Origin of the sequence: Marinobacter zhanjiangensis, assembly GCF_014651935.1 — a bacterium.
In the GTDB taxonomy this organism is placed as follows: Bacteria; Pseudomonadota; Gammaproteobacteria; order Pseudomonadales; family Oleiphilaceae; genus Marinobacter; species Marinobacter zhanjiangensis.
This window is the reverse complement of the sequence record NZ_BMXV01000003.1, coordinates 445554-467897: the sequence shown is the minus strand read 5'-3', so window position 1 is coordinate 467897 and position 22344 is coordinate 445554. Positions and strand designations below refer to the sequence as shown.

Annotated in this window: 17 protein-coding genes and 3 tRNA genes; 11 read left to right on the top strand and 9 right to left on the bottom strand. The window is 61.3% G+C overall.

Annotation, left to right across the window (positions count from 1 at the left end):
- Nucleotides 1-23 precede the first annotated feature (23 nt).
- Nucleotides 24-791 (bottom strand): SDR family NAD(P)-dependent oxidoreductase, encoded by a 768-nt coding sequence (locus IE079_RS08820; RefSeq protein WP_189575504.1) that lies wholly within the window; start codon nt 789-791, stop codon nt 24-26.
- Nucleotides 792-955: 164 nt separating this feature from the next.
- Here IE079_RS08820 and IE079_RS08815 point away from each other — a divergent pair, with 164 nt between their 5' ends.
- Nucleotides 956-1594: a hypothetical protein gene (locus IE079_RS08815; protein WP_189575502.1), complete on the top strand. Its 639-nt coding sequence runs from the start codon at nt 956-958 to the stop codon at nt 1592-1594.
- 12 nt (nt 1595-1606) lie between these two features.
- On the opposite strand, the gene IE079_RS08810 is transcribed toward IE079_RS08815, so the two are convergent.
- Together IE079_RS08810 and IE079_RS08805 are read right to left on the bottom strand one after the other, a co-directional pair.
- Nucleotides 1607-2230: an L-threonylcarbamoyladenylate synthase gene (locus tag IE079_RS08810; protein WP_189575500.1), complete on the bottom strand. Its 624-nt coding sequence runs from the start codon at nt 2228-2230 to the stop codon at nt 1607-1609.
- Complete coding sequence (locus IE079_RS08805) at nt 2227-2553, bottom strand: BolA family protein (protein WP_189575647.1); 327 nt, start codon at nt 2551-2553, stop codon at nt 2227-2229. Before IE079_RS08805 ends, IE079_RS08810 begins: the two co-directional genes overlap by 4 nt.
- Nucleotides 2554-2728: 175 nt before the next feature.
- Here IE079_RS08805 and IE079_RS08800 point away from each other — a divergent pair, with 175 nt between their 5' ends.
- The 4 genes from IE079_RS08800 to IE079_RS08785 all read left to right on the top strand — a co-directional run bounded on the left by IE079_RS08800 (nt 2729) and on the right by IE079_RS08785 (nt 10182).
- A complete protein-coding gene (locus IE079_RS08800; RefSeq protein WP_189575498.1) occupies nt 2729-4924 on the top strand; it encodes a DNA topoisomerase III in 2196 nt (731 codons plus the stop codon).
- A 162-nt stretch (nt 4925-5086) separates the two neighbouring features.
- Nucleotides 5087-5803 carry a response regulator transcription factor gene (locus IE079_RS08795; protein ID WP_189575496.1) on the top strand — a complete coding sequence of 239 codons (717 nt, stop codon included), beginning with the start codon at nt 5087-5089 and terminating at the stop codon, nt 5801-5803.
- A gap of 16 nt (nt 5804-5819) precedes the next feature.
- A complete protein-coding gene (locus IE079_RS08790) occupies nt 5820-7490 on the top strand; it encodes a FecR family protein (RefSeq protein ID WP_227712394.1) in 1671 nt (556 codons plus the stop codon).
- A 100-nt stretch (nt 7491-7590) separates the two neighbouring features.
- Nucleotides 7591-10182: a CHASE2 domain-containing protein gene (locus tag IE079_RS08785; RefSeq protein WP_189575494.1), complete on the top strand. Its 2592-nt coding sequence runs from the start codon at nt 7591-7593 to the stop codon at nt 10180-10182.
- 9 nt (nt 10183-10191) lie between these two features.
- On the opposite strand, the gene IE079_RS08780 is transcribed toward IE079_RS08785, so the two are convergent.
- The 5 genes from IE079_RS08780 to IE079_RS08760 form a co-directional block, all read right to left on the bottom strand.
- Nucleotides 10192-10617: a fibronectin type III domain-containing protein gene (locus IE079_RS08780; RefSeq protein ID WP_189575492.1), complete on the bottom strand. Its 426-nt coding sequence runs from the start codon at nt 10615-10617 to the stop codon at nt 10192-10194.
- Nucleotides 10618-10855: 238 nt separating this feature from the next.
- Nucleotides 10856-10931: transfer RNA gene (locus IE079_RS08775), tRNA-Val, on the bottom strand.
- A gap of 14 nt (nt 10932-10945) precedes the next feature.
- Nucleotides 10946-11022, bottom strand: a tRNA-Asp gene (locus IE079_RS08770).
- A 73-nt stretch (nt 11023-11095) separates the two neighbouring features.
- Nucleotides 11096-11171 (bottom strand) — tRNA-Val (locus tag IE079_RS08765).
- Nucleotides 11172-11363: 192 nt separating this feature from the next.
- Nucleotides 11364-12368, bottom strand: a complete 1005-nt coding sequence (locus IE079_RS08760) for a GumC domain-containing protein (RefSeq protein ID WP_189575490.1) — start codon at nt 12366-12368, stop codon at nt 11364-11366.
- 241 nt (nt 12369-12609) lie between these two features.
- On the opposite strand from IE079_RS08760, the gene purE reads away from it, so the two are divergent.
- The 6 genes from purE to IE079_RS08730 all read left to right on the top strand — a co-directional run bounded on the left by purE (nt 12610) and on the right by IE079_RS08730 (nt 20172).
- Nucleotides 12610-13104 carry a 5-(carboxyamino)imidazole ribonucleotide mutase gene (gene purE, locus IE079_RS08755; protein WP_189575488.1) on the top strand — a complete coding sequence of 165 codons (495 nt, stop codon included), beginning with the start codon at nt 12610-12612 and terminating at the stop codon, nt 13102-13104.
- Nucleotides 13105-13130: 26 nt separating this feature from the next.
- Entirely contained in the window at nt 13131-14243 is a 1113-nt protein-coding gene (locus IE079_RS08750) for a 5-(carboxyamino)imidazole ribonucleotide synthase (protein WP_189575486.1), read from the top strand.
- Between the two features lie 237 nt (nt 14244-14480).
- Nucleotides 14481-15059: a superoxide dismutase [Fe] gene (gene sodB, locus IE079_RS08745; protein WP_189575484.1), complete on the top strand. Its 579-nt coding sequence runs from the start codon at nt 14481-14483 to the stop codon at nt 15057-15059.
- A gap of 273 nt (nt 15060-15332) precedes the next feature.
- Nucleotides 15333-17420 (top strand): putative bifunctional diguanylate cyclase/phosphodiesterase, encoded by a 2088-nt coding sequence (locus IE079_RS08740; RefSeq protein ID WP_189575482.1) that lies wholly within the window; start codon nt 15333-15335, stop codon nt 17418-17420.
- A 53-nt stretch (nt 17421-17473) separates the two neighbouring features.
- The gene (locus IE079_RS08735; protein WP_189575480.1) at nt 17474-18061 is read left to right on the top strand and encodes a LemA family protein; all 588 of its coding nucleotides are present in this window, start codon (nt 17474-17476) and stop codon (nt 18059-18061) included.
- A gap of 179 nt (nt 18062-18240) precedes the next feature.
- The gene (locus tag IE079_RS08730; protein WP_189575478.1) at nt 18241-20172 is read left to right on the top strand and encodes a M48 family metallopeptidase; all 1932 of its coding nucleotides are present in this window, start codon (nt 18241-18243) and stop codon (nt 20170-20172) included.
- A gap of 145 nt (nt 20173-20317) precedes the next feature.
- On the opposite strand, the gene gspD is transcribed toward IE079_RS08730, so the two are convergent.
- The gene (gene gspD / locus IE079_RS08725) at nt 20318-22327 is read right to left on the bottom strand and encodes a type II secretion system secretin GspD (RefSeq protein ID WP_189575477.1); all 2010 of its coding nucleotides are present in this window, start codon (nt 22325-22327) and stop codon (nt 20318-20320) included.
- Nucleotides 22328-22344 lie beyond the last annotated feature (17 nt).

The following is a 22344-nucleotide window of genomic DNA, read 5'->3' as shown; positions in this document are numbered from 1 at the left end:
TTATTGGTGGATTCGGGGGGAACTCAGGCTCCGAAGGCTGTCCAGCCGCCATCGACCATCACGGTCTCGCCGGTCACATAGGACGATGCCCGCGACGCCAGGTAAATCGCGGTACCCACCATTTCATCCGGGTCGGCCATACGTTGCATCGGCGTGCGGGCCACCACCTTGTCGGCGAAATCCGCCCGCACATCGGTAATGGACTTGACCAGCGGTGTTTCAGTATAGGCCGGCGCCAGGGCATTGACCCGGACACCACGCCCGGCCCATTCCACCGCCAGGGTTTTGGTCAGCATGTCAACGCCGCCCTTGCTGGCACAATAGGCGGAGGAGCCGGTGAGTCCGGTTTTACCGGCGATGGAGGAGATATTCACGATACTGCCGCTACCGCGCTCGAGCATGTGCCGCCCTACCGCCTGGGCCATCAGGAACACACCGGTCAGGTTGACATTGATAATGGTCTGCCAGTCTTCCAGGGGCAGGTCTTCGGCACGCCGTTTGATCGCCAGGCCGGCGTTATTGATCAGCACATCGATATGACCCAGTTCGCGGATGGCGGTGTCCACGGCGGCGGTGATCTGCCCCGGGTCACTCACATCACAAGTCACCACCAGAGCTGTGACACCTTTTTTGCGGGCCTCGGCAGCTACGGTCTCGAGCTCATCAGGGCTGCGACTGCATAACACCAGGTCGCTGCCTGCCTCCGCCAGGCCCAGGGCGATGCTGCGGCCAATACCGCGCCCGGCGCCAGTGACCAGGCTGACCTTTCCGGCAAGATCGAACAGGGACATGATTGGACCACCTTCTACCAGATTGTTTTTATTGATATCCGTTAAAGGAAACCATGCTGGCCGGAAAAATGCCACCCCGGTTTTCGGTTCAACTGGCCCGGATCCTGCTTGATCGCTGGTGAAACGTCACTGTCTGCCCGGTAATTGCCGGAGGGAAAGCCACCATGTCTCTGCTGACATCACTGATCAAGGCCGGTAGCCAGTTCCAGCAGGCCACTGCCCGCAAGGCGGCGGACCCGCAGTCCGCAACGGCTGGCAAGGCCGCCCAGGCACAGCCGGCGGATAGCCGTCAGGGCAATGACGATACCTTCACCCTGTCCGGCGGCAAGCCGCAAACCAAGACCGGCCGGCTATCGGTCACCGAATACCGGCAACAGGTCGGGCAGGACCTTGCCTTCGTGCGGGAAACCCTGCGGCACAAGCTTGCCGAGTACGGTATGCAGCCCACCACCCAGATCGCCGCCTCGCGCTCTGCCGGCGGAGACGTGCAGGTACAGGGACGGATGCCGGAGCAGCCCCGCCAGCGCATCGAGCAGGACCTGAATAACAGCCGCGAGTTCCGCGACTCCCTTCAGCGCCTGAGCGTCAACGAACCGACACTGGAGTTCGTGGACACGGCCCTCAAGCTGAACCAGGCCTACGGCACCAGCAACACGGTGCTGGACACCCTGGTCAGCGATAACCAGCAGTTCAACGGTCTGCAGGATCTGGTTCACCGGTACGACAGCATTCGACGCAACTACGCTGGCGATACCGGCTCACCGGCGCGTGACTACGCCTTCCGGCTCAACGCCAGGGCCTGAGCAGGCGCACCATTACACCCGGAAGGGTTCCGGGTCGCCCTTGCCCACGCGGGTTACCTCCGGCACTTCGCCGGTCATGTTCACCACCGTGGTGGGCTCCATGCCGCAGAAGCCACCGTCGATGATCAGATCCAGCTCATGCTCCAGCACATCGCGCACGTCGTAGGGGTCGGTCATGGGGTCTTCCTCACCCGGCAGAATCAGCGTGCTGCTCATGATGGGCTCCCCCAGCTCACCCAGCAGCGCCTGGACAATGGCATTGTCCGGCACCCGCAGGCCAATGGTGCGACGCTTGGGATGCAATAACCGGCGCGGCACTTCACTGGTGGCATCAAGAATGAAGGTATAGGGCCCGGGGGTGAAGGTTTTCAGCAGCCGGTACTGGGTATTGTCCACCTTGGCATAAATGCCCACATCGGACAGATCGCGGCAGACCAGGGTGAAATTGTGCTTGTCGTCCAGCTTGCGGATACGCTTGATGCGGTCCGCCGCCTGCTTGTCACCCAGATGGCAGCCAATGGCATAACCGGAATCCGTGGGGTATACGATCACGCCACCCTTGCGAAGAATATCCACGGCCTGGTTAATCAGCCGCTTCTGGGGTGTCTCCGGATGAATCTGGAAAAACTGGCTCACGATGCCTGCTCCTTTTTGGAACCGCCCATGCAGTTGGGTGACGCGGGAACCTGACCACCGGCCTGCTCCCACTCCTGCGGTGTAAAAAGGTGTAATGCGAGGGCATGAACCCCGTTCTGCATTTCCTCGGACAGTGCCTGATAGATGGCCTGATGACGGCGCACTTTTGACTGCCCGTCGAACTGATCTGAAATCAGCGTCACCTTGAAATGGGTTTCGGAGTTCGGTGGCACACTGTGCATATGGCTCTCGTTCTCCACGGTCAGGTGGCCGCCTTCGAACTTTTCGCCCAGTTTCTGTTCAATAGACTGCTGTATCCGCATACCAATGTGGTCTCTTCTGGTGTGATATTGGTCCGGTAAGACTGCCTCGCAAACGATTAAAATCAGCGAGTCAGCCATTTATCCCCCTAGTCTACACCCTGCGCATCGTCTTGACAGGGGGCGGCCGAGACGCCATCTTGCCTCTCCCCTGAACCGCCGGATACCCCGTTTCGCCATGCAGCTTTATATCGCCGAGAAACCCAGCCTGGGGCGTGCCATCGCCGATGCCCTGCCAGGTCCCGTCCAGAAGGGGCCGGGTTGGCTGCGTTGTGGCGAAGGGGAACAGAGCGTCACCGTCAGCTGGTGTATCGGCCACCTGCTGGAGCCGGCGGAGCCCGCCAGTTATGACCCGCGCTGGAAGTCGTGGCGCATGGAGGACCTGCCGGTATTCCCCGAGCGCTGGCGCCTGATGCCGCGGGACAGTGTGGCAAAGCAGCTGGATGTACTGAAAGGCCTGATCCGCCAGGCGGCGGTAATCGTCCACGCCGGTGACCCGGACCGTGAAGGCCAGCTGCTGGTGGACGAGGTGATACGGTACTTCGGCGCCCAGTGCCCGGTACAACGGGTACTGATCAATGACCTCAATCCGGATGCCGTGCGCCGGGCCCTGTCAGCGCCCCGGGACAACAACGACTTCCGGCGCCTGTCCCATTCGGCCCTGGCCCGCCAGCGGGCCGACTGGCTCTACGGCATCAACCTGACCCGCTACTACACCCTGAGCTACCGTCAACAGGGAGCGGACGGCGTTTATTCCGTAGGCCGGGTGCAAACGCCGGTACTGGGCCTGGTGGTCCACCGGGACGATACCATTGCCAACTTCGAGCCAAAGCCCTGGTATCGCATAACCATCACCGCCCAACCCGCGGAAGGTGACAGCAGCCAGACGTTCGAGGCCAGATGGCTGCCATCGGAATCCGTGCGCGATCACCTGGACGAGGAGGACCGTCTGCTCAACCGGGAAATTGCCGACGACATTGCCAGCGCGGTGCAGGGGCGCCCCGGGCGAATCACCGCTGCCCGCTTTCGTGATCGTCGCGAAGCACCGCCGCTGCCGTTGTCACTGTCGGCGCTGCAGATCGAGGCCGGCAAGGCCTTCGGTATGGGTGCCAAGGATGTGCTGGATACCGCCCAGAACCTGTACGAGAAGCACCAGCTGATCACCTATCCCCGGTCCGACAGCCGCTATCTGCCGGAAGGGCACCTGGGTCAGTCAGAGGGTGTGACCCGCGCCATTGGCCGGGTAGATGGCAGCCTTGCCGAAGCGTCGGAGGCGGTGGACCTGAGTCGTCGCACCGCTGCCTGGAACGACGCCAAGGTGGACGCCCACCACGCCATTATTCCGACCCTGAGGGCACGGCCATCGGGGCCGCTGAGTCAGGCGGAGCAGAACATCTACAACCTGGTGGCCCGTTACTATCTGATGCAGTTCATGGCCGATGCGATCCACCGGGAAGGCCGCCTGGACCTGACCATTACCGACCACCGCTTCCGGGCGACGGAAACGGCACTGCTGGACACCGGCTGGAAGTCCCTTGAGCCGAGACAGCGCAAGTCCACCGCAGCGGAAGGGCCCGCGAAAAAGCCGCTGCCAAGACTGGAACCCGGCGATGACGTCACCTGCACCGACACCTCGGTGAAGGAGCGTATGACCCAGCCGCCCCAGCATTTCACCGATGCCACCCTGCTGGCGGCCATGACCAACATCGCCCGCTTTGTCAGCGACCCGGAACTGCGCAGGACGCTGCGGGAAACCGACGGTCTGGGGACCGAGGCCACCCGGGCGGCGATCATGGAAACCCTGTTCCGCCGGGAGTACCTGTACCGGGCAGGTCGCCATATCCGGGCGGCGGAGAAAGGCCGCACCCTGATTCATGCCCTGCCCGAGGCCATCAGCCAGCCGGACATGACCGCCCGCTGGGAAGCCTCCCTGGAGCAGATCCGCGCCGGCGAGGGCGACCCCCGCCAGTTCCTGGACCAGCTCAAGGAACAGATCAGCGGTTTTATCCGCCAGCCGGCAGCCACCGCCGGTGCCCCGTCGCGACGTGAAACCGCCGATGTGGCAGACGGCTCTGAGGCCATTCACTGCCCCAAATGCCGCGCGCCAATGCGAGTCCGGGAGGGCAAATACGGTCAGTTCCACGCCTGCACTCGCTTCCCGGACTGTAATGGCACCCGTCCCATCGAAGACACGGCACCCGAGGACGGCACCAGTCAGCGGCCCTGGCCCTGCCCCGCCTGCTATGCCCCGCTGGTGCGCCGGAAAAGCCACCGCGGCTGGTTCTGGGGCTGCAGTAATTTCCCTTCCTGCCGACAAACCGTAAACGACGACAATGGCGCCCCGGCTGCACTTCAGCGGCCGCCGGCGCGATAGCGCCTGTTGACGCGGCACCTTACGTAAAGCTACACAATGACACTGACGTGCTATTCAATATTTGACACAATAACGGGTGTAAAACAGCCGTTTTAATGGCGATCAGACGCCAGTGGTCATTTTACAGCGGTGAGAACCACCTTTTTCTTCAGGAGAAACCCCATGCGCATAGCCCTGCTGGAAGACGAACACGAACAGGCTCAGCATGTGCAGCAGATTCTGGCGGACCAGGGCCACCCCTGTGACAGCTTTCCCACGGGGCAATCGTTCCTGAGCGCCGTGCTTCACCGCAGCTATGACCTGATGATTCTTGACTGGCAGATTCCCGACATGACCGGCCTGGATGTGCTTCGCAATGTGCGGGCACAACTGAACTGGCCGGTACCCGTGGTATTCCTGACCCAGCGGGACAGTGAGCAGGATATTGTCCAGGCCCTGGACGCAGGCGCCGACGACTACCTGGCAAAACCGGCCCGCCCGGCGGAGCTCAATGCCCGTATCAATGCCCTGGCCCGCCGCTCCAACCCGGACACGGAAAAGGAAGAGCTGTTCTACGGCCCGTTTGTGGTCAATACCAGCCGTCGCACCATCACGCTGCACGGCGAGCTGCTGACCCTCACCGACAAGGATTTTGACCTGACCCTGTTCCTGTTCCAGAACCAGGGCCGGCTGCTCACCCGTGAAATGCTGCTTGAGCGGGTCTGGGGCCTGACCCGGGACATCAACACCCGCACCGTGGACACCCACATGAGCCGCCTGCGCCGGCGCCTCGGACTTAATCCGGACAACGGCTTCCGGATCAAGACCATCTATCAGCGGGGCTACCGGCTTGAGGCCATGACCGAAGCCACCGCTGATGAGGAACCCACTTCTGCCTGATTCCAGAGGCCGTCACTTGCGAACCACCGATGCCATGACAGACCGATACCGACTGTCCCCGGCAAGACTGGCTGTTGTCCTGCTGTTGCTGGTGGGCCTGTGGTCCATGCCATTACAGGCGGAGCTGGCCGTCGCACGGGGGTCCGGATCAGGCTCAACAGCTGGCCCGGCGGGCGCCACGAGCGATCGTGCCGAGTGGACCTATACGCTCAAGGCGGGCGAAAGCTTCAGCGGGATCGCCGGGGAATTACTGAAACCGTCGGCATCCATTCATCGACTGGCCAGTTACAACCGCATAGACTCCCCCTCGGCCATTGGCACCGGCGATCAGATCCGCATTCCCTTCGCCTGGCTGAAGCAACGCCCCCAACCGGCACGGGTGCGGGGTGTCAGCGGCCAGGCCCGGGTCCGCTCGGCGGGCAACGGCGCCATTCGGCCCCTGACCGAAGGCCGGCGCATCCAGGCCGGCGATACCATTGTCACCCACGATGGCATGGTGACCGTTGAGCTTGCCGATCGCTCCACCATCCGCATCAATCCCGGCAGTTCCGTGGTATTCAACCGGCTGACCCGCTATGGCCGTGCCGGAATGACCGACACCCGCATACGCCTCAAACACGGCGGCGTCAGCAACCGCATACAACCGATGATCGAAGAAGGCGCCCGTTTCGAAATCGAAACCCCGTCGGCGGTTGCCGCCGTTCGCGGTACGGCTTTCGCCCTGCAGGCCGATTCCGACGGCAGCCACCTGCAGGTGACCGAGGGCCGGGTTGCCTTTGGCCCTCCCGGCAACAGTCGCGACATCCCCGCCGGCTATGGAGCGTCAGTCGACCCCGGTGGCTCGGGCAACATGAAACTCATGCGGCTGCCGCCGGCGCCGACAACCAATTCCTTGCCGGACACCATCAACAGCCTGCCGGCGGAGCTGACCTGGCAGGCCACCGGAGCCCGCCAATATCAGGTGGACATACTCGACCAGGATACCGGGCAGCCGGTGCGCAGCGAGCAAACCAGCGACACCGCAGTGGGCCTGGACGGTCTTGCCAATGGCAGGTACCGCGCCCAGGTCTCGTCACTCTCCAACGACGGCATCAGCGGCATGCCGACGGACGTGGCTTTCCAGGTGGATCTGGCAGCGCGTGCCGCAACGTTGCTGGAACCGGCAGCCGGTGCCACGCTGGACAGTAACCGCCCACGCTTCAGCTGGCGCTATCAGGGCGACAGTGAAAAGGCACGGGTGGAGATTGCCAGGAACAACAGCTTTACGGACCTTGCAGCCAGCAGTGACTGGAGCAGGCAGGAATCCGCTACCCCCGGCAAATCCCTGAAGCCGGGGGAGTACCACTGGCGGGTAGTGACGGAAGCCGGCGGCAACTCCGTCGCCACCAGCGACACTCGAATGCTGACCATTAACGGGACGCTGGATCCGGTCAAGGTCATCAGCGCCAACTACATTGACCGGCAGGTGCGTATTTTCTGGGAGCGCAATCAGGATGCCTCCGGTTACCTGTTGCAGCTTTCGGAGGATCCATCCTTCGAGGATGTGCTCAAGGAAGCCACGGTGGACGACACCACGGCAGCATTGCGGCTGATTCCGGGCAGACGATACTTCGTTCGCCTGCGCGCGGTATCCGAAAGTCCTATAGTGGGTCGGTGGGGCCCGGGTAGAGAATTATATGTAGAATAATGGTACTGTCGGCCCGATGTGCCCTGGCGAGTCCGCCGCCCGGGCCATGGGCGCGGGCGCCCGACCATACCTGAATCCACCACGCACCATAGCAGGACCCATGACGAGGGATTGGTTTTCCACCAGACATTCAGCCTGGACGCTGGCCCTGCCCCTCATCGGCATCCTGTTGCTGCTGCAGCTGACCACTCTGCCACAACGGCTCGATAACTGGTTTTACGACACACTGATCACCACCTGGCCACCGGACGCCCCGGAAGACGTGGTGATTGTCGCCATTGACGAAAAAAGCCTGTCTGCCATCGGCCCCTGGCCCTGGCCCCGGTCTGTCCACGCCAGCCTGATCCGGAACCTGACCAATGCAGGCGCTGAGCGCATCATCCTCGACATCCTGTTTAACGAACCGGCCATGGATGATCAGGCACTGGCGCAAGCCATGCGCGCTCATGGCCGCGTTATCCTGCCGCTTTACGTTGCCCCCAACAGTCAGAACGATCTGTTCCGGGAGCAACTGCCCACGCCACGACTGGCCAGCGCTGCCTTTGCCATTGGTCACGCCCATGTGGAACTGGATTCCGACGGCATCGCGCGGGGCCTGTATCTCTTCAACGGCCTGGGCAATGAGTTATGGCCCGCAATGACCCTGGCCGCCGGCAGGAACTCGCCCTCGGTGACCCCGGACACCTTTGACCAGCTGGAGGCTCCGGGCTATGTCAACGTTCGCCAGAGCTTTCGCCGGGTACCACTGGCGGGGCGCAGTGGCGCCTTTAGCACCTACTCCTACAGCGAGCTTCTGGTAAACCCACCGCCATCCGACTGGCTGCAGGGCAAGACCGTACTGGTCGGTGCCACCGCCGCCAGTTTCGGCGATGTACTGCCCACACCTTTCTCCGGCCTGGCCCAGCCCATGTCTGGCGTGGAATTCCACGCCAACGTGCTCAATGCCATCGATAACCAGGGCCTGATCCGCGAGGTATCACCGGTCTGGCCGGTTCTGCTGGCTCTGTTCAGCGGTCTGGTGATCGTACTGGTACTGCCCCGCCTTCGCCCGAGCCGTACCTTCGGTTTCTCGGGCCTGCTGTTCGCCCTGATCCTGGCGGCTTCAGTCATCGGCCTGCGATACCTGAACCTTTGGCTGCCAGTGGCCAATGCCCTGCTGGTGCCGGTGATTGCGTTCCCGCTGTGGAGTACCCGCCGGCTGTCCCTGGCGAACCGCTTCCTCAACCGGCAGATCGACCAGCTGGAGAGAGGCAACCTGCTGCACCTGCCGCCGACCTGGAGCCGAAGCCCACAACAGATTCTGTCGAACCTGCGACATCTGCTGAGCCCGGAAGGCTGGCTGTTGATGGAGGACGACACGGTGCTGGCGCAGCAAGACCTGTCCACCGATGACATCCGCACCTGGCCTCGCCGCGCCGGTATCTGGCTGCATGACCAGGGCGTCAGCCGAACCGTTCTGACGCGCGGCGGACGCCGGTATCGCCTGGCCCTGAGGGTTCCCGGAGGTCTTGCCGGAGCCACCGCCGAGCGTTACCTGGGCCGTCTTGAGCTGCAACAGCCGAGCACGCCCGAACCTGTCGCCGCAGTGCGGGAGAACCTGTCCACCCGCATCAACCGTGCGCAACAGGCCACGCAAAAGCTCAATCATATCCAGAGCTTTATCTGGCGCAGCTTCGAGCACATGCCCGATGGCATCATCGTTACCGATCCACTGGGCCTGATCCTGTTTGCCAATGGCCATGTGCCCCGCTGGTTCAACGAACCGCAGCCCAGCCTGCAGAGCATGTCACTGGCCGCCCTGCTGCAGGGGCACGACCAGCGCTCGCCAGGCTGGGCGGAAACCCTGGCAGACACCCTGACCCAGCAGCAGAGCCGTACCGTTGACCTGCGACTGCACGGCCGCGACTTCCTCATCCACTTGGCTCCTTTCCTGCTGCCGGACAGCAACCAGAATGGCATCATCGCCAACATCGCGGACATTTCCGAGCTCCGTGAACAGCAGCGGCAGCACCGGGAGGCCATCGACTTTATCTCCCACGATGTGCGCTCACCGCTGGTATCCCAGCTTGCCCTGATCGAGCAGCTCAAGCGGCGCCCGGGTGAGGTTCAGACCGAACAGCTGGACCAGCTCCGCAAGCTGGCCCGTCGCAGCTACCACCTGGCGGAAGAGTTCGTGCAGCTCGCCCGGGCGGAGCAGCTCACGGAAACGCGCTTCTACGACTGCGAGTTCCTGGCCATTGTGGAGAATGCCCGTGACAGCGTCAGTGAACAGGCGCTGGAAAAGAACATCAAACTGGTGCTTTTGGGCAACGATGATCTCTGGTTACGGGGTAATGCGGAATTGCTGGAGCGAGCGGTGATCAACCTGTTGACCAATGCGGTGCAGTACTCCGAACCGGGTACTGCGGTGACCATGCAGGTATTCCGGGCGGGCCATCAGGCCTGTCTGACGGTCACCGATGAAGGGCCAGGTATCGCCGCCTCGGAACTCCCCACCCTGTTCGACCGCTTCCGGCGGCAGCAGAGTACCGAACTGGCCGGCAAGCACGGTGTCGGCCTGGGGCTGTCGTTTGTCAGCGTGGTTGTGGAAAAGCACAAGGGGGAAATCAATGTGGAATCAAAAGAGGGTGAAGGCTCCGCCTTCACCCTGAAGCTGCCAGTCGCCTCCCACCCTGACGAGCCTGACCAGTAAAAAGCCGGGTCAGATGTTACGTGACACCGGTTGGCTGGGAGAGCTGATCAACCCGTTACTGTCCACCGTCTGCACGGCGAAGTACCAGGTGCCGGTGGAAAGATCGTCGACCGAATAACCGCAGTTCAGCGAGTTGCAATCCACCACAGCCTGCTGGTCCAGGTTGTCCGGGTCCTGCCCATAGAGCACGATATAGCCATCAATATCGCTGGTGTAACTGATCTGATCACCATTGACCCGTTGCCCGGGTGCCAGCCAGCTCAGGGACACTGCCTGTGCATCAGCATTGAATGACTCTTCCGACGAGGGAGTCTGGCCACTGGTATCCGACGAGGAACTGCTGCCCGACCCGGACCCGCCACATCCTGCGAGGACCACGGCAATCACAGCCGCAGTTATCCCTGTCCGTGACTTTCCAGTGGCATAAAACTGCATGAATAATAACTCCCGCTTGACGAAGATTTTGTGAAATTTTACAAAATGCGGGAGAGTAGTTTTGTGAGAAAAGTCTGTTTTTTGGACCTAACTTGCGGAGAATGCGAGAAAAATTGTCAGATCCTGTAAACGAAGGTAACAGCATGTAAAAAAGACATGTAAAATCAGGCGTCAGGAAGCAGCCGGGCACAAGGGAGCCGACGAATAGAGGAACAAACGAAACGGGGAAAAGGAAAAATGGTGGGTGGTGCAGGGATCGAACCTGCGACCCTCGCCTTGTAAGGGCGATGCTCTCCCAGCTGAGCTAACCACCCGGGAATAAAAAAAATGGCGGAGCGGACGGGACTCGAACCCGCGACCCCCGGCGTGACAGGCCGGTATTCTAACCAACTGAACTACCGCTCCGCATCATTGCCAGACAAGGCTATGCTTGTCTCGACAATATCCGTTGACCGGGGTAAGTCAACGGCCCGAAAAGTGGTGGGTGGTGCAGGGATCGAACCTGCGACCCTCGCCTTGTAAGGGCGATGCTCTCCCAGCTGAGCTAACCACCCACTTTCGGCTTGCGCTTCATCTGACTGACTGGCCTTTGCCGTGTTCATCAATCAAGTGAGACGCGCATTTTAAGTATTTCTGAGGCAGTGTCAAACATTTCAGGGAAAATTCCCGGAATTATTTTGCCAGCCCCGGAATCAGGCTATTTTTCAATCAATTCCGAGAGTTAGGGCGCCCTCTCGGCAAGCGCGTTACCTGGCCCTGAGCTGATCCACCTGCTCCTGAAGGCGCACCAGCCGGGAGGTCAGCTGGGCGCGGGACGCATCCACCGACTCCAGGGTCCGCTCCGCCTCCGCCAGACGGTTTCGGGTAGCCGTCAGCTGTCGTGAAAGCTCCTGTACACGACCATCGCCGGTCTCCAGGGCCTCCAGCCGGCTCTCGAGTCCTTCCAGGGTCAGCGACTGCTCCTGCCGGAAGCGCTGCAATTGTTGGGCGACCTGCTCGTCAATTCCGCCAACACGATCGCTCACACTCTCCAGTTCGCCGGATAGCGTTTGCAGGCGCTCGCTATTCTGCTGCCGGCTCTGCTGCGTCTGCTCCAGCCCCGACGACAGGGTATCGGTCGTCCCCTGCAATTCGGTCACGCGCTGGCCCGCCGCTTCCAGGTCGCTGACCAGGGTTTCCAGCTGGCCCGTCAGGTTTTCCTGCTGTTCCGTCAGGTTTTGCTGCTGCTCTGTCAGAGAGGTAATCCTTGGCCGGTTCTTTTCATTGGCGAGCACCCAGAGCTTACGGATTTCATCGTTGGCTTCTTCCAGCTGTGTGTCCAGACCGCTCAGCCGCTCGTCCATGGAGGACCCGGTTTCCTCCAGGTTTTCGCCGGTTTCCGACAGGTCGCCCTCGAACCTCGCCAGTGCCAGCTTGCTCTGGCGGGCCCAGTAGTCCGCCTCTTCCAGCTGGGATTCCATAAACTGCACCTGTTGATGCATCTGCCAGCCGAACCAGCCGCCACCGGCGATCACCACCACCAGCAGGATAAGCAACGTCCAGACCAGGCCGCCAGATGAGCCCCCGGACTTTCCTTCAGAGCCGCCACCCGTCCCTCCGGGCTTTCCGCCGGAAGATGGTGGCGGGGTCCGCCTGCCGCCATCGCCGGAAGCCTGGCGCTCCCCTGCCCTGCCTTTGCCGGTTTTGCTCACGCCGCCAGCGATTGGCGCGTCAGCACGCAGTTCGTCCTCATCAGGGCGAATCGAATCCATAGTGACCTCTTTACCTGAAACAGCCTTATGGCGACTGATCATATCCGTTTGCAGGCTTTATCACCAAGTTACTGCCCTGCTGTGCATCTTAAAGCCCCTCTGTTAACCGTAGCCGACCCGCAAGACACGGCTTGCGTTTGCATGGCGGTCAGGCAAATCCTAAAATGGCGGGCTTTCCCGACGCCGGGCATCAGACGGACCACGCCCGCTGCCGTCACCTTTAATGACGGGGACAATTGCTATGCAACCGCTGGTAGGCATTATCATGGGCTCCAAATCGGACTGGCCCACCATGGAACATACCGCACTGATGCTGGATAAGCTGGGGGTCAGTTACGAAACCCGGGTGGTGTCTGCGCACCGTACGCCGGATTTGCTGTTCGACTATGCCAAGAACGCGGCCGGGCGTGGACTGAAAGTCATCATTGCCGGGGCCGGAGGCGCGGCCCATCTTCCTGGCATGGTGGCGTCACAGACACCCCTGCCGGTGCTGGGCGTACCTGTCCAGTCAAAGGCGCTTAACGGGCTGGACTCCCTGCTTTCAATTGCCCAGATGCCCGGTGGTGTTGCGGTGGGCACACTGGCCATCGGCAAGGCCGGAGCCACCAACGCGGGCCTGCTGGCAGCACAGATCCTCGGTACCCACGACCCGGACCTGCAGGCCCGCATTGAGGATTTCCGTCAGCAGCAGACCCGGTCAGTGCTCGACAACCCCGACCCGGCCAGCGACAGCTGACTCGACACACAGACAGGAGTATACCCATGCGAATTGGCGTTCTCGGTGCAGGACAGCTGGGGCGAATGCTGGCCCTGGCCGGCTACCCCCTGGCGAAGACTTTCGTCTTCTACGATATGTCCGGCAGCCCGAGTGCCGGACTGGGGGAAGTCATTATCGACCGGGAAGGCAAATACCTGGATGATTTCCTGTCGCGGGTTGACCGCGTCACCTACGAGTTCGAACACCTGCCGGTGGCAATTGCCGAGAAAATCGCACAGTCAACGCCGGTCCACCCGGGGCCCCGGGCTCTCCAGGTCTGCCAGAACCGGGAAGCGGAAAAGACCCTGTTCGGTAGCCTGGGCATTCCCACACCACAGTGGCGCATGGCCGACAGCGCCGAGTCACTGAAAACAGCGGCGGAAGAACTCGGCTGCCCGGTCGTGGCCAAGTCCAACACCGAAGGCTACGACGGCAAGGGTCAGGCGGTGCTGCGCTCGCCGGAGGACGCCGCCGGCGCCTGGGAAGACATTGGCCATGAGCGGTTGATGGTCGAGAAGTTTGTCGAATTCACCCGCGAGGTCTCGCTGATTGCCGTGCGTGGCGCGGACGGCGAGGTGGACTTCTACCCCATGGCCGAAAACGTCCACCACGAGGGCATCCTGCGCTATTCCATTGCACCGGCCCCCCAGCTCTCCCGTGAGCTGGAAGAAAAGGCCGACGGCTATATCCGCACCCTGCTCAACGAACTGGACTACGTGGGCGTGCTCGCCCTGGAACTGTTCGAAACCGCAAATGGCCTGGTGGCCAACGAAATGGCTCCCCGGGTGCACAATTCCGGCCACTGGACCATGGAAGGCGCCATGACCAGCCAGTTCGAGAACCATATTCGCGCAGTAGCCGGCCATCCCCTGGGCAACACCGCAGCGCGGGGCGTCAGCTGCATGGTCAATATCATTGGCGAGCATGGTGATGTCGATCGCATCCTCGAACTGCCCTACACGCACCTGCACCTGTACGCAAAGGGCGAACGCCCGGGGCGCAAGCTGGGACATGTCAACGTACTGGCCGACAGCTACGAGGAACTCAAGTGGCGGGTGCGCAATGTTGCCCAGTTCCTGCCCAGCAGCCCAGAACTTGACTGCTCACTGACCCGTTGATCCGCCTCTGGCCCCGGGCCAACGGGCCAGAGCCCGCGGGCACGCGGTAAAGTTTTTGTCCCGCATTCGCCCCTTCGCCCTTGAAAAAAACCAGGCAGGCCCGATACTTGTTGGTTGAAGAGTTACAAAAAGGTGTCGTTGTAACGCGGTATTACTGCAACACCAACGCGCTATAAATGTTCATCGGGGGCTTCAATGACCCCTGAAATACTGAGAGAAACCAGGGAGAACGACCTCATGGCTTTTGAACTTCCCGCACTTCCGTACGCAAAGAACGCTCTGGAACCGCATATTTCAGAAGAGACTCTGGAATACCATTACGGTAAACACCACAACACCTATGTCACCAAACTGAACGGCCTGATCGAAGGCACTGATGACGCCAACAAGTCCCTGGAAGAAATCATCAAGAGCGCCAGCGGCCCGCTGTTCAACAACTCAGCCCAGGTGTGGAACCACACCTTCTACTGGCACTGCCTGAGCCCCAACGGCGGCGGCGAGCCCACCGGTGCCGCCAAGGATGCCATCGAGAAAGCATTTGGTTCCTTCGAGGACTTCAAGAAAGAGTTCAACGACAAGGCCGCCAACAACTTCGGTTCCGGCTGGACCTGGCTGGTGAAAAAGGCCGACGGCTCTGTTGCCATCGCTAACACCAGCAACGCGGAAACCCCGCTGACGGGTCCGGACAAGCCGGTACTGACCGTCGATGTCTGGGAACACGCCTACTACATCGACTACCGCAACAGCCGTCCCAACTACCTGGAAGCCTTCTGGAACCTGGTCAACTGGGACTTCGTGAACGAAAACCTGGCCTGATCCGTCCGGTTCCGTTCAGTGGCGCACCGGACCTGCCGGTGCTCACCCGAAAAGCCCGCCACAGTGCGGGTTTTTTTGTGCCCGTACACTCCGCTACTTGCCACGGGCGCAACATTACAAAATGAAACACCCACGCACTGATCATTCTGAAAAAATAGTGTTTCCGTCAGTGCAATCCAGCAGATATGGGCCACACTGTACTGTTAGCAAGCTCGCGATTCTCGACGGCGAGGGCATTCGCCGAAGTACCGACCATGAAACCATGCGACCGTCATGACTGAAGTATTTTCCTTGCAACGCCGTCTGGGATACCGAATTCTTCGCTGGGTGCTGTCCGCTGCCATTCTTGCCGGCTGCATTCTCAGCGTACTCCAGATCGTCAGCGACGCACGGTACGTGTCATCGGAACTGGACCGCGACGCACGGCAGTCCGTCGAACTGGTTCGAGAGGCAGCCACTCAGGCCGTATTCAGCCTTGACGAAGAACTGGGTAACCAGGTGATCGGTGGCCTCTTTGGCCAACAGGAGCTTCACCAGGCTTCCATCACCCACCCGGACGGCAACGTGCTCGCCGAGCACCAGCGCCCCCTTGCCCAGTCCGGCTACCGGGACCTCACCGACCGTATATTCGACCAGACCCGTAGCTACACAACCGACCTGAAGCGCAACGTCGTCGGCGCCAGTGGAGAGCCCGTGGTTTACGGCCAGCTTCGTGTCACCTACGACACCGCCATTGCCGCGACGGCGTGGGTGGAGCGCTCGGCCCTCACCCTGCTGGTCGGCATTCTCCGCGCCGTAATTGTAGGCCTGGTACTGTTTGTGGTGGTTCACTGGCTGATCACCAAGCCATTGCAGAACCTGGTGAGGGCCCTGATCCGGGTCGACCCGGACCACCCTGACCGACACCTTCTGAACCGCCCCACAGGACACAAGCGCGACGAACTGGATGTGCTGGTGCAGGTCATCAACCAATTGCTGACCTCCATCCAGGACAGCCGTCGCCGGCACGAAGACGCCGAGAACCGCGCCAATGAACTGATCCATCACGATCAGCTGACCGGCCTGCCCCGCCGCGAAACCATCCTCACCACCCTCGGCAGTTCACTGGCCGATTGCAGGAAAAACCACGACAAGCTGGCGGTATACTGTTGCGGCATTGATGATTTCAAAAGCATCAACGAACAACTGGGCTACGAAACCGGCGACGGCATACTTAAAATCATGGCGCAACGCCTGACCGAACCCGGAACCCCCCGACGGCTGCTGGCGGGGCGCCTCAGCGGCGATCAGTTCGTGGTCATTGCCAACCCCGTGGAAGATCAGTACGAAGCCGCCGAGCTGGGCGAATACCTGCTCAGCCTGTTCAATGAACCGGTGAGTGTGAAAAGGCGATCGCTGCAAATAACCGCCACCATCGGCGTCGCCATGTACCCGGTGGACGCCTCGGAACCGGACCACCTGCTTCAGCACGCGGAACACACCATGACCCTGGCCAAGGCCGAGGCTACCAACCACAGCCGTTTCTACATCGCCAGCGTCGACCAGGAAATCCGCGCCCGCAAACAGCTCGAAAAAGACCTGTCCCAGGCCCTGCGCAACCACGAATTCCATCTGGTCTACCAGCCGCAGATCAGCCTGCAGAGCGACCGGATCATCGGCGCTGAAGCCCTCATACGCTGGACACATCCGGAACGGGGCATGGTGCCACCGGACGAGTTCATTCCGCTGGCGGAACTCAACGGCACCATTGTCGACATCGGCCAATGGGTGCTCGACGAAGCCTGCCGGCAGGCCGCCTCATGGGCCGCGGCCGGCATGCCGCTGCGCATCGCCGTCAACCTCTCCGCCGTCCAGCTACGCCAGCCAGACATTGTCGGCACCATACTGGCCACCCTGGGCCGGCACGAAATCCCCCCCGGCCGGCTGGAACTGGAAGTCACCGAAACCGGCTTCATGGAAAACCTGGAAGATGCGGTGGAAAAACTTCGCCAGCTGAACAGCGCCGGCATCAATATCGCCGTCGACGACTTCGGCACCGGCTATTCCTCGCTGACCTACCTCAAACGCATGCCCGTGCAGCATTTGAAAATCGACAAACAGTTCGTTCAGGACCTTCTGGTCAACGAAGACGACACTCGCATTGCCAACACCATCATCGACCTGGGGCGAAGCCTCAACCTCGCCGTTATCGCCGAAGGCGTGGAAACCCAGGAACAGGAATTCTACCTGCGCCAGCGCGGCTGCCAGATCGCCCAGGGCTACCACTTCAGCCGGCCACTGCTACCTGAAGCTTTTGTGAAGTTTGTGGAAGCGTTCCATGGAAAGCTTGAGGAAAACGTGGAGAATCAGCCATATAAATAACCGACCGTGAGTGCCAGAACCCACTCCCGGAACCACATCAGGAAAGGACCCTTATGACCTCAACGCTGATCGGCCTTGCCGTAATCGCCATCGCCGTTATCTATATTGTCGCCATCTACAACAAGCTGGTGTCCTACCGTAACCAGTTCAAAAACAGCTTCGCCCAGATCGACGTACAGCTCCAGCGTCGCCATGACCTGATTCCCAACCTGGTGGAATCCGCCAAGGCCTACATGAGCCACGAACGCGGAACCCTTACCCAGGTCATGGAAGCCCGCAACGGCGCCGTCGACGCCCAGAAAGACGCCGCCACCGACCCCGGTGAAGCCGGCAAGATGAAAAAACTGGGCAGCGCCGAAAACATGCTCACCCAGGCGCTTGCCAACTTCTACGCGGTATCCGAAAACTATCCGGAGCTGAAAGCCAACGAAACCGTCCAGCAACTGATGGAAGAGCTCTCCAGCACCGAAAACCGCGTCGCCTTTTCCCGGCAGGCCTACAACGACAGCGTGATGAGCTACAACATCCAGCGGGAGAAGTTTCCCAATAACATCGTGGCCGGCATGTTCAGCTTCAAGCCGACGGCCCAGCTCGAACTGGAATCGCCGGAAGCGCGGACGGCACCCAAAGTGTCTTTCTAACGGAAGGCCACTCCAAAGTCGGGGGTCAGGGGCCCGGGATCTCTTTCCCGGACCTTCAAAAACAGGGACGTTTTTGAAGAGCCTACAGGGAAGTATTCACGGCGTGTCCGGGAAAGAGATCCCGGGTTCCTGACCCTTCACCAAGTTCACGGATCCCGACCTTTCCCGGAATGTAAACCATGCCAGCACCCGGATTCTTCGAGCGCCAGACCACCGCCAAACGCAATACCACCCTGCTGGTATTCCTGTTCGCCCTGGCCGTCACCCTCATCGCCCTGGCCGTCTGCGTCATCGGCTACCTGGTCACCCGCAGCGACACCACCAACCTGCCCTTCCACCAGTGGCTGATCAGCTCCCATGGCCTGATAACCGCCGGTACCGTCGTCCTGTTGATCACCGGTGCCTCCGCCATACGCTGGCTCGACCTGGCCGGTGGCGGCGAACGGGTCGCCCGAATGGTCAATGCGCGGCTACTCGACCCATCCAGCCAGGACCCCGACGAACGCCGCTTCCGCAACATCGTCGAAGAAATGGCCATCGCCAGCGGCGTGCCCGTGCCACAGCTGTACATCATGGATAACGAAACCGCTATCAACGCCTTCGTCGCCGGCTACAGCCCCAACGAAGCCGTCATGGTCGTCACCCACGGTGCCCTCACCCAACTGACGCGGGACGAACTCCAGGGCGTCGTCGGCCACGAATTCAGCCACATACTCAATGGCGACATGCGCATCAACGTCCGCCTGATCGCCCTGCTGGCCGGCATCCTCGCCATCGGCCAGATCGGCTTCTTCCTGCTCTACAGCAGCAGTCATCGCCACAGCTTCCGGTCCAGCGGCCGCAACGACTCACGGGGAGTACTGCTGATCATCGCCCTCGCCCTGACGGTCATCGGCTACCTGGGTGTCTTCTGCGGACGACTGATACAGGCAGCTGTCTCCCGCGAACGGGAGCGACTGGCCGACGCCTCCTCGGTCCAGTTTACCCGCAACCCGGAAGGCATCGGCGGAGCCCTCTACAAGATTGGCCTCAAATCCGGCTACCTGGAACATACCAGCCACGCCAGCGACATGAACCACATGTGCTTCGGCGAAAGCACAAAAATGGCCTTCAGCCGCCTGCTGGGCTCACACCCGCCCGTTGACGAACGCATCGAGGCCATACAGCCCGGCCTCATGACACGCCTGCGGAGCCGGCTGCGAGACCAGCCTGTGGAGCGCGGGCAAGCCGAAACAGCAGCACCGGAAGGAGCCAGTGGGTTTGCAGGCCAGTCCGCAGGGCCAAACAATACCGGCTCAACCCAGGCGGGACTCTCGTCACAAATCGGCACCGTCACCCAGGCCAGCGAACTCCATGCCAGCAAATTGCTCAACCGCCTGCCCGCCAATGTCAGAGAGCTGCTATACACGCGGTCCGGCGCCGTGCAGTTTATCTATGCACTGCTGATCCACGACCTGCGGGACGATACCGCCGAAAGCCTGCTGGCAAACCAGTCCTCGGCGGTTGTCCTGCGCCCGGACCCGGCGCTGATCCGCCGCTTCACACCCACCCTGGACCGGGAAGGCGATGCCATCCGCCTGCCGGCACTGGAACTGGCCATGCCCGCCTTGCGTAAACTCGACCCCGACGAGCGTCAGGCCCTGACCCGGCAGGTCGCGATCCTGGCGCAGGCCGATGGCCGCGTCACCCTGTTCGAATTTGCCTTGCACAGCTTTCTGAAACGTCACCTGGCTCCGGATGCCGGTCAGGTGGTACCGGTCCGGTATCGCAGTTACCGAAAGGTGATGGCGGACCTGAACACCCTGTTCAGCCTGATGGCCCGGGCAGGCACCGGAAGTCGCCGCGAGGCCGAGTCACTGCACCGCCATGCCATCGAGAGTTTTGCCGACCGGCAGAGTGCCAGCAAACTGACACTCAATGAAAAGGTGAGCGTGAAAGACCTGAGGGAAAGCCTGAGGCGACTGAACCAGCTCTCACCCATGCTCAAGCCCGGCATTCTGGATGCCTGCGCCCAGTGCGTGCGCCATGATGGCAAGGTCGATGCGAGGGAATATGAACTGATCCGGATCGTCGCCGACCAGCTGGACTGCCCGCTGCCACCGCTGAGCTGATGCCGGCGCCATCAGCACCGTAGCGGTGGCTACGGACATAGGCGCATTCACAGGAAGGATTACAGCCCTGACGAAAAAGGGCCGCCAGCATGGCTGACAGCCCTTTGATAACCTGCAAACAGCGACCGACAGGAGCGGCCGCGTATCAGTCGGCTGCGGCTTCCGCAGCCTGCTGAGCTTCCCGCCTGGCCTGCTGAGCCTCACGGTACTCCTCACCCCGGAACAGGGTTTCGATTTCCGGCGGCGCTTCACCCTCACCCGGCAGATCCAGTTTTTCACGCATGCCCAGATTAATGTCCCACAGGCCGCTGTATTTCTCGTCAGTGACCTCCGCGGCCTCGGCCTTGTTGAGCATGATGGTAGGCCGCAGGAAAACCAGCAGGTTCCGCTTCTCACGGGATGTCGACTCCGAGGAGAACAGGCGACCAAGGATGGGAATATCACCCAGCAGCGGCACCTTGCTCTTGTCGATTCGGACATTCTCGTTGATCAGGCCGCCCAGGACGATAGTCTCGCCGTCATCCGCCAGCACGGTCGTTTTGATTTCCCGCTTGTTGGTGACGATGTCAGCCGCGTTGTCGACGCTCGTGGCGACGTCCTCTGTGGTCTGTTCGACCACCAGGCGCACGAGGCCATCACTGCTGATACTCGGTGTCACCTTGAGAGTAAGACCAATATCGCGGCGTTCAATGGTGGTGAACGGATTGCTCAGACCATCACCGGCGGTGGCCTGCTCCCCCGTGCGGAACGGCACGTTCTGGCCCACGATGATCTCGGCTTCCTGATTGTCCAGGGTGATGATGCTGGGTGTGGACAACAGGTTGGCCGCTGCCGAGGTAGCCAGGGCCTGGAGCAGGACGCCCCAGGTAACGCCATTCTCGTTACGCTGGCCTGCACCAAGGGTGATACCACCCAACGCCGGGGCGATCACACTCTCTTCCACAATCGCGCCGATCACATCGCCCAGGGTGGACCCCACGTTATTGAAGTTGGAGCCGATAACCGGGGTGGAACCGCCACCCTCGTCCGCCGCTGCAACCTGGACACCCAAGCCTGAACCCAGCTGGTCGCTGATTTCCACAATGGCGGCCTCGATCATAACCTGAGCCCGGCGTACGTCCAGCTGGGAGATGATCATTTCCGCTTCCTGCATCATGGAGGGCTCGCCGCGCAGTACCAGGGCGTTGAGGCCTTCGTCAGCAAACACCGAGAAGCCCGTGGTGTTACGACCACTTGCGCCGCCACCAGCGCCCTCACCCTCGGATTCGCGGACCACTTCGCCCATCACCCCTTCGATAATCTCGCTGAGGCTCTTGGCATCCGCATGCTTGAGACGCATCACCTTGGTAGTGCCACCGGATGCCGACGGCTGGTCAAGCTGGCGGATCAGGTTGCGCATTTTGTCGCGAAAGTTCTTGTCACCACGGAGAATCAGACGGTTGCTGCGCTCGTCGGCGGTTACGCTGAATTGGCGCCCCCCCGGATCACCACCACCGCCGGCACGCCCGAGTTCATCCGGCGCCAGCTCCTGCAGCAACGTCACCATGTCGCCCACCCAGGCTTCGTCAAGCTGGATGACTTCCACCTCATATTCGGCGGGACTGTCGAGGTCACGAACGATGGATTCGATGCGCTCGATGTTGTTCCGGTGATCGCTGATTATGAGGGCATTGGCTGCGGCAACGCCTGCAAGATGGCCATACTTGGCCACCAGGGGGCGCAGTATTGGCACCAGCTCCAGGGCATTGGCATTGTTGACCGGAATCACGCGGGTGATAAGCTGCTCACTCGGCGTTTCCTCAAAGCGGGTCAGGTTCTCGGCATTCTGCTTGGCGTCTACCTGCTGGACAACCTTGATCACCTCTTCTCCGGGGATCGCCGTGAAGCCATGAACCTGCAGCACGGCCAGAAACAGATCGTAGATCTCGTCCTTATTCATGGGGGCACTGGACAGCACCGTCACCTTGCCCTTGACCCTGGGGTCCACCACAAAACTGTAACCGGTGATGTCGGCAACCTGTGTGACAAAGGCTCGGATGTCGGCGTCCTTGAGGTTCAACCGCCAGGTTCCCTCCTGCGCCTGGGCTATGGTCATCAGCGGCAATAGCAGGGCCATTACGAGGGCCCGCATAAGAGGTGTGGTGAGCTTAATCATGCAACGATCGCGTCCTG

Bases quoted from the DNA above. Each gene is read 5' to 3' on its own strand.
- IE079_RS08820 (WP_189575504.1), bottom strand. From the start codon at position 791: ATGTCCCTGTTCGATCTTGCCGGAAAGGTCAGCCTGGTCACTGGCGCC.
- IE079_RS08815 (WP_189575502.1), top strand. From the start codon at position 956: ATGTCTCTGCTGACATCACTGATCAAGGCCGGTAGCCAGTTCCAGCAG.
- IE079_RS08805 (WP_189575647.1), bottom strand. From the start codon at position 2,553: ATGCGGATACAGCAGTCTATTGAACAGAAACTGGGCGAAAAGTTCGAA.
- IE079_RS08800 (WP_189575498.1), top strand. From the start codon at position 2,729: ATGCAGCTTTATATCGCCGAGAAACCCAGCCTGGGGCGTGCCATCGCC.
- IE079_RS08795 (WP_189575496.1), top strand. From the start codon at position 5,087: ATGCGCATAGCCCTGCTGGAAGACGAACACGAACAGGCTCAGCATGTG.
- IE079_RS08785 (WP_189575494.1), top strand. From the start codon at position 7,591: ATGACGAGGGATTGGTTTTCCACCAGACATTCAGCCTGGACGCTGGCC.
- IE079_RS08780 (WP_189575492.1), bottom strand. From the start codon at position 10,617: ATGCAGTTTTATGCCACTGGAAAGTCACGGACAGGGATAACTGCGGCT.
- IE079_RS08760 (WP_189575490.1), bottom strand. From the start codon at position 12,368: ATGGATTCGATTCGCCCTGATGAGGACGAACTGCGTGCTGACGCGCCA.
- purE (WP_189575488.1), top strand. From the start codon at position 12,610: ATGCAACCGCTGGTAGGCATTATCATGGGCTCCAAATCGGACTGGCCC.
- IE079_RS08750 (WP_189575486.1), top strand. From the start codon at position 13,131: ATGCGAATTGGCGTTCTCGGTGCAGGACAGCTGGGGCGAATGCTGGCC.
- sodB (WP_189575484.1), top strand. From the start codon at position 14,481: ATGGCTTTTGAACTTCCCGCACTTCCGTACGCAAAGAACGCTCTGGAA.
- IE079_RS08740 (WP_189575482.1), top strand. From the start codon at position 15,333: ATGACTGAAGTATTTTCCTTGCAACGCCGTCTGGGATACCGAATTCTT.
- IE079_RS08735 (WP_189575480.1), top strand. From the start codon at position 17,474: ATGACCTCAACGCTGATCGGCCTTGCCGTAATCGCCATCGCCGTTATC.
- IE079_RS08730 (WP_189575478.1), top strand. From the start codon at position 18,241: ATGCCAGCACCCGGATTCTTCGAGCGCCAGACCACCGCCAAACGCAAT.
- gspD (WP_189575477.1), bottom strand. From the start codon at position 22,327: ATGATTAAGCTCACCACACCTCTTATGCGGGCCCTCGTAATGGCCCTG.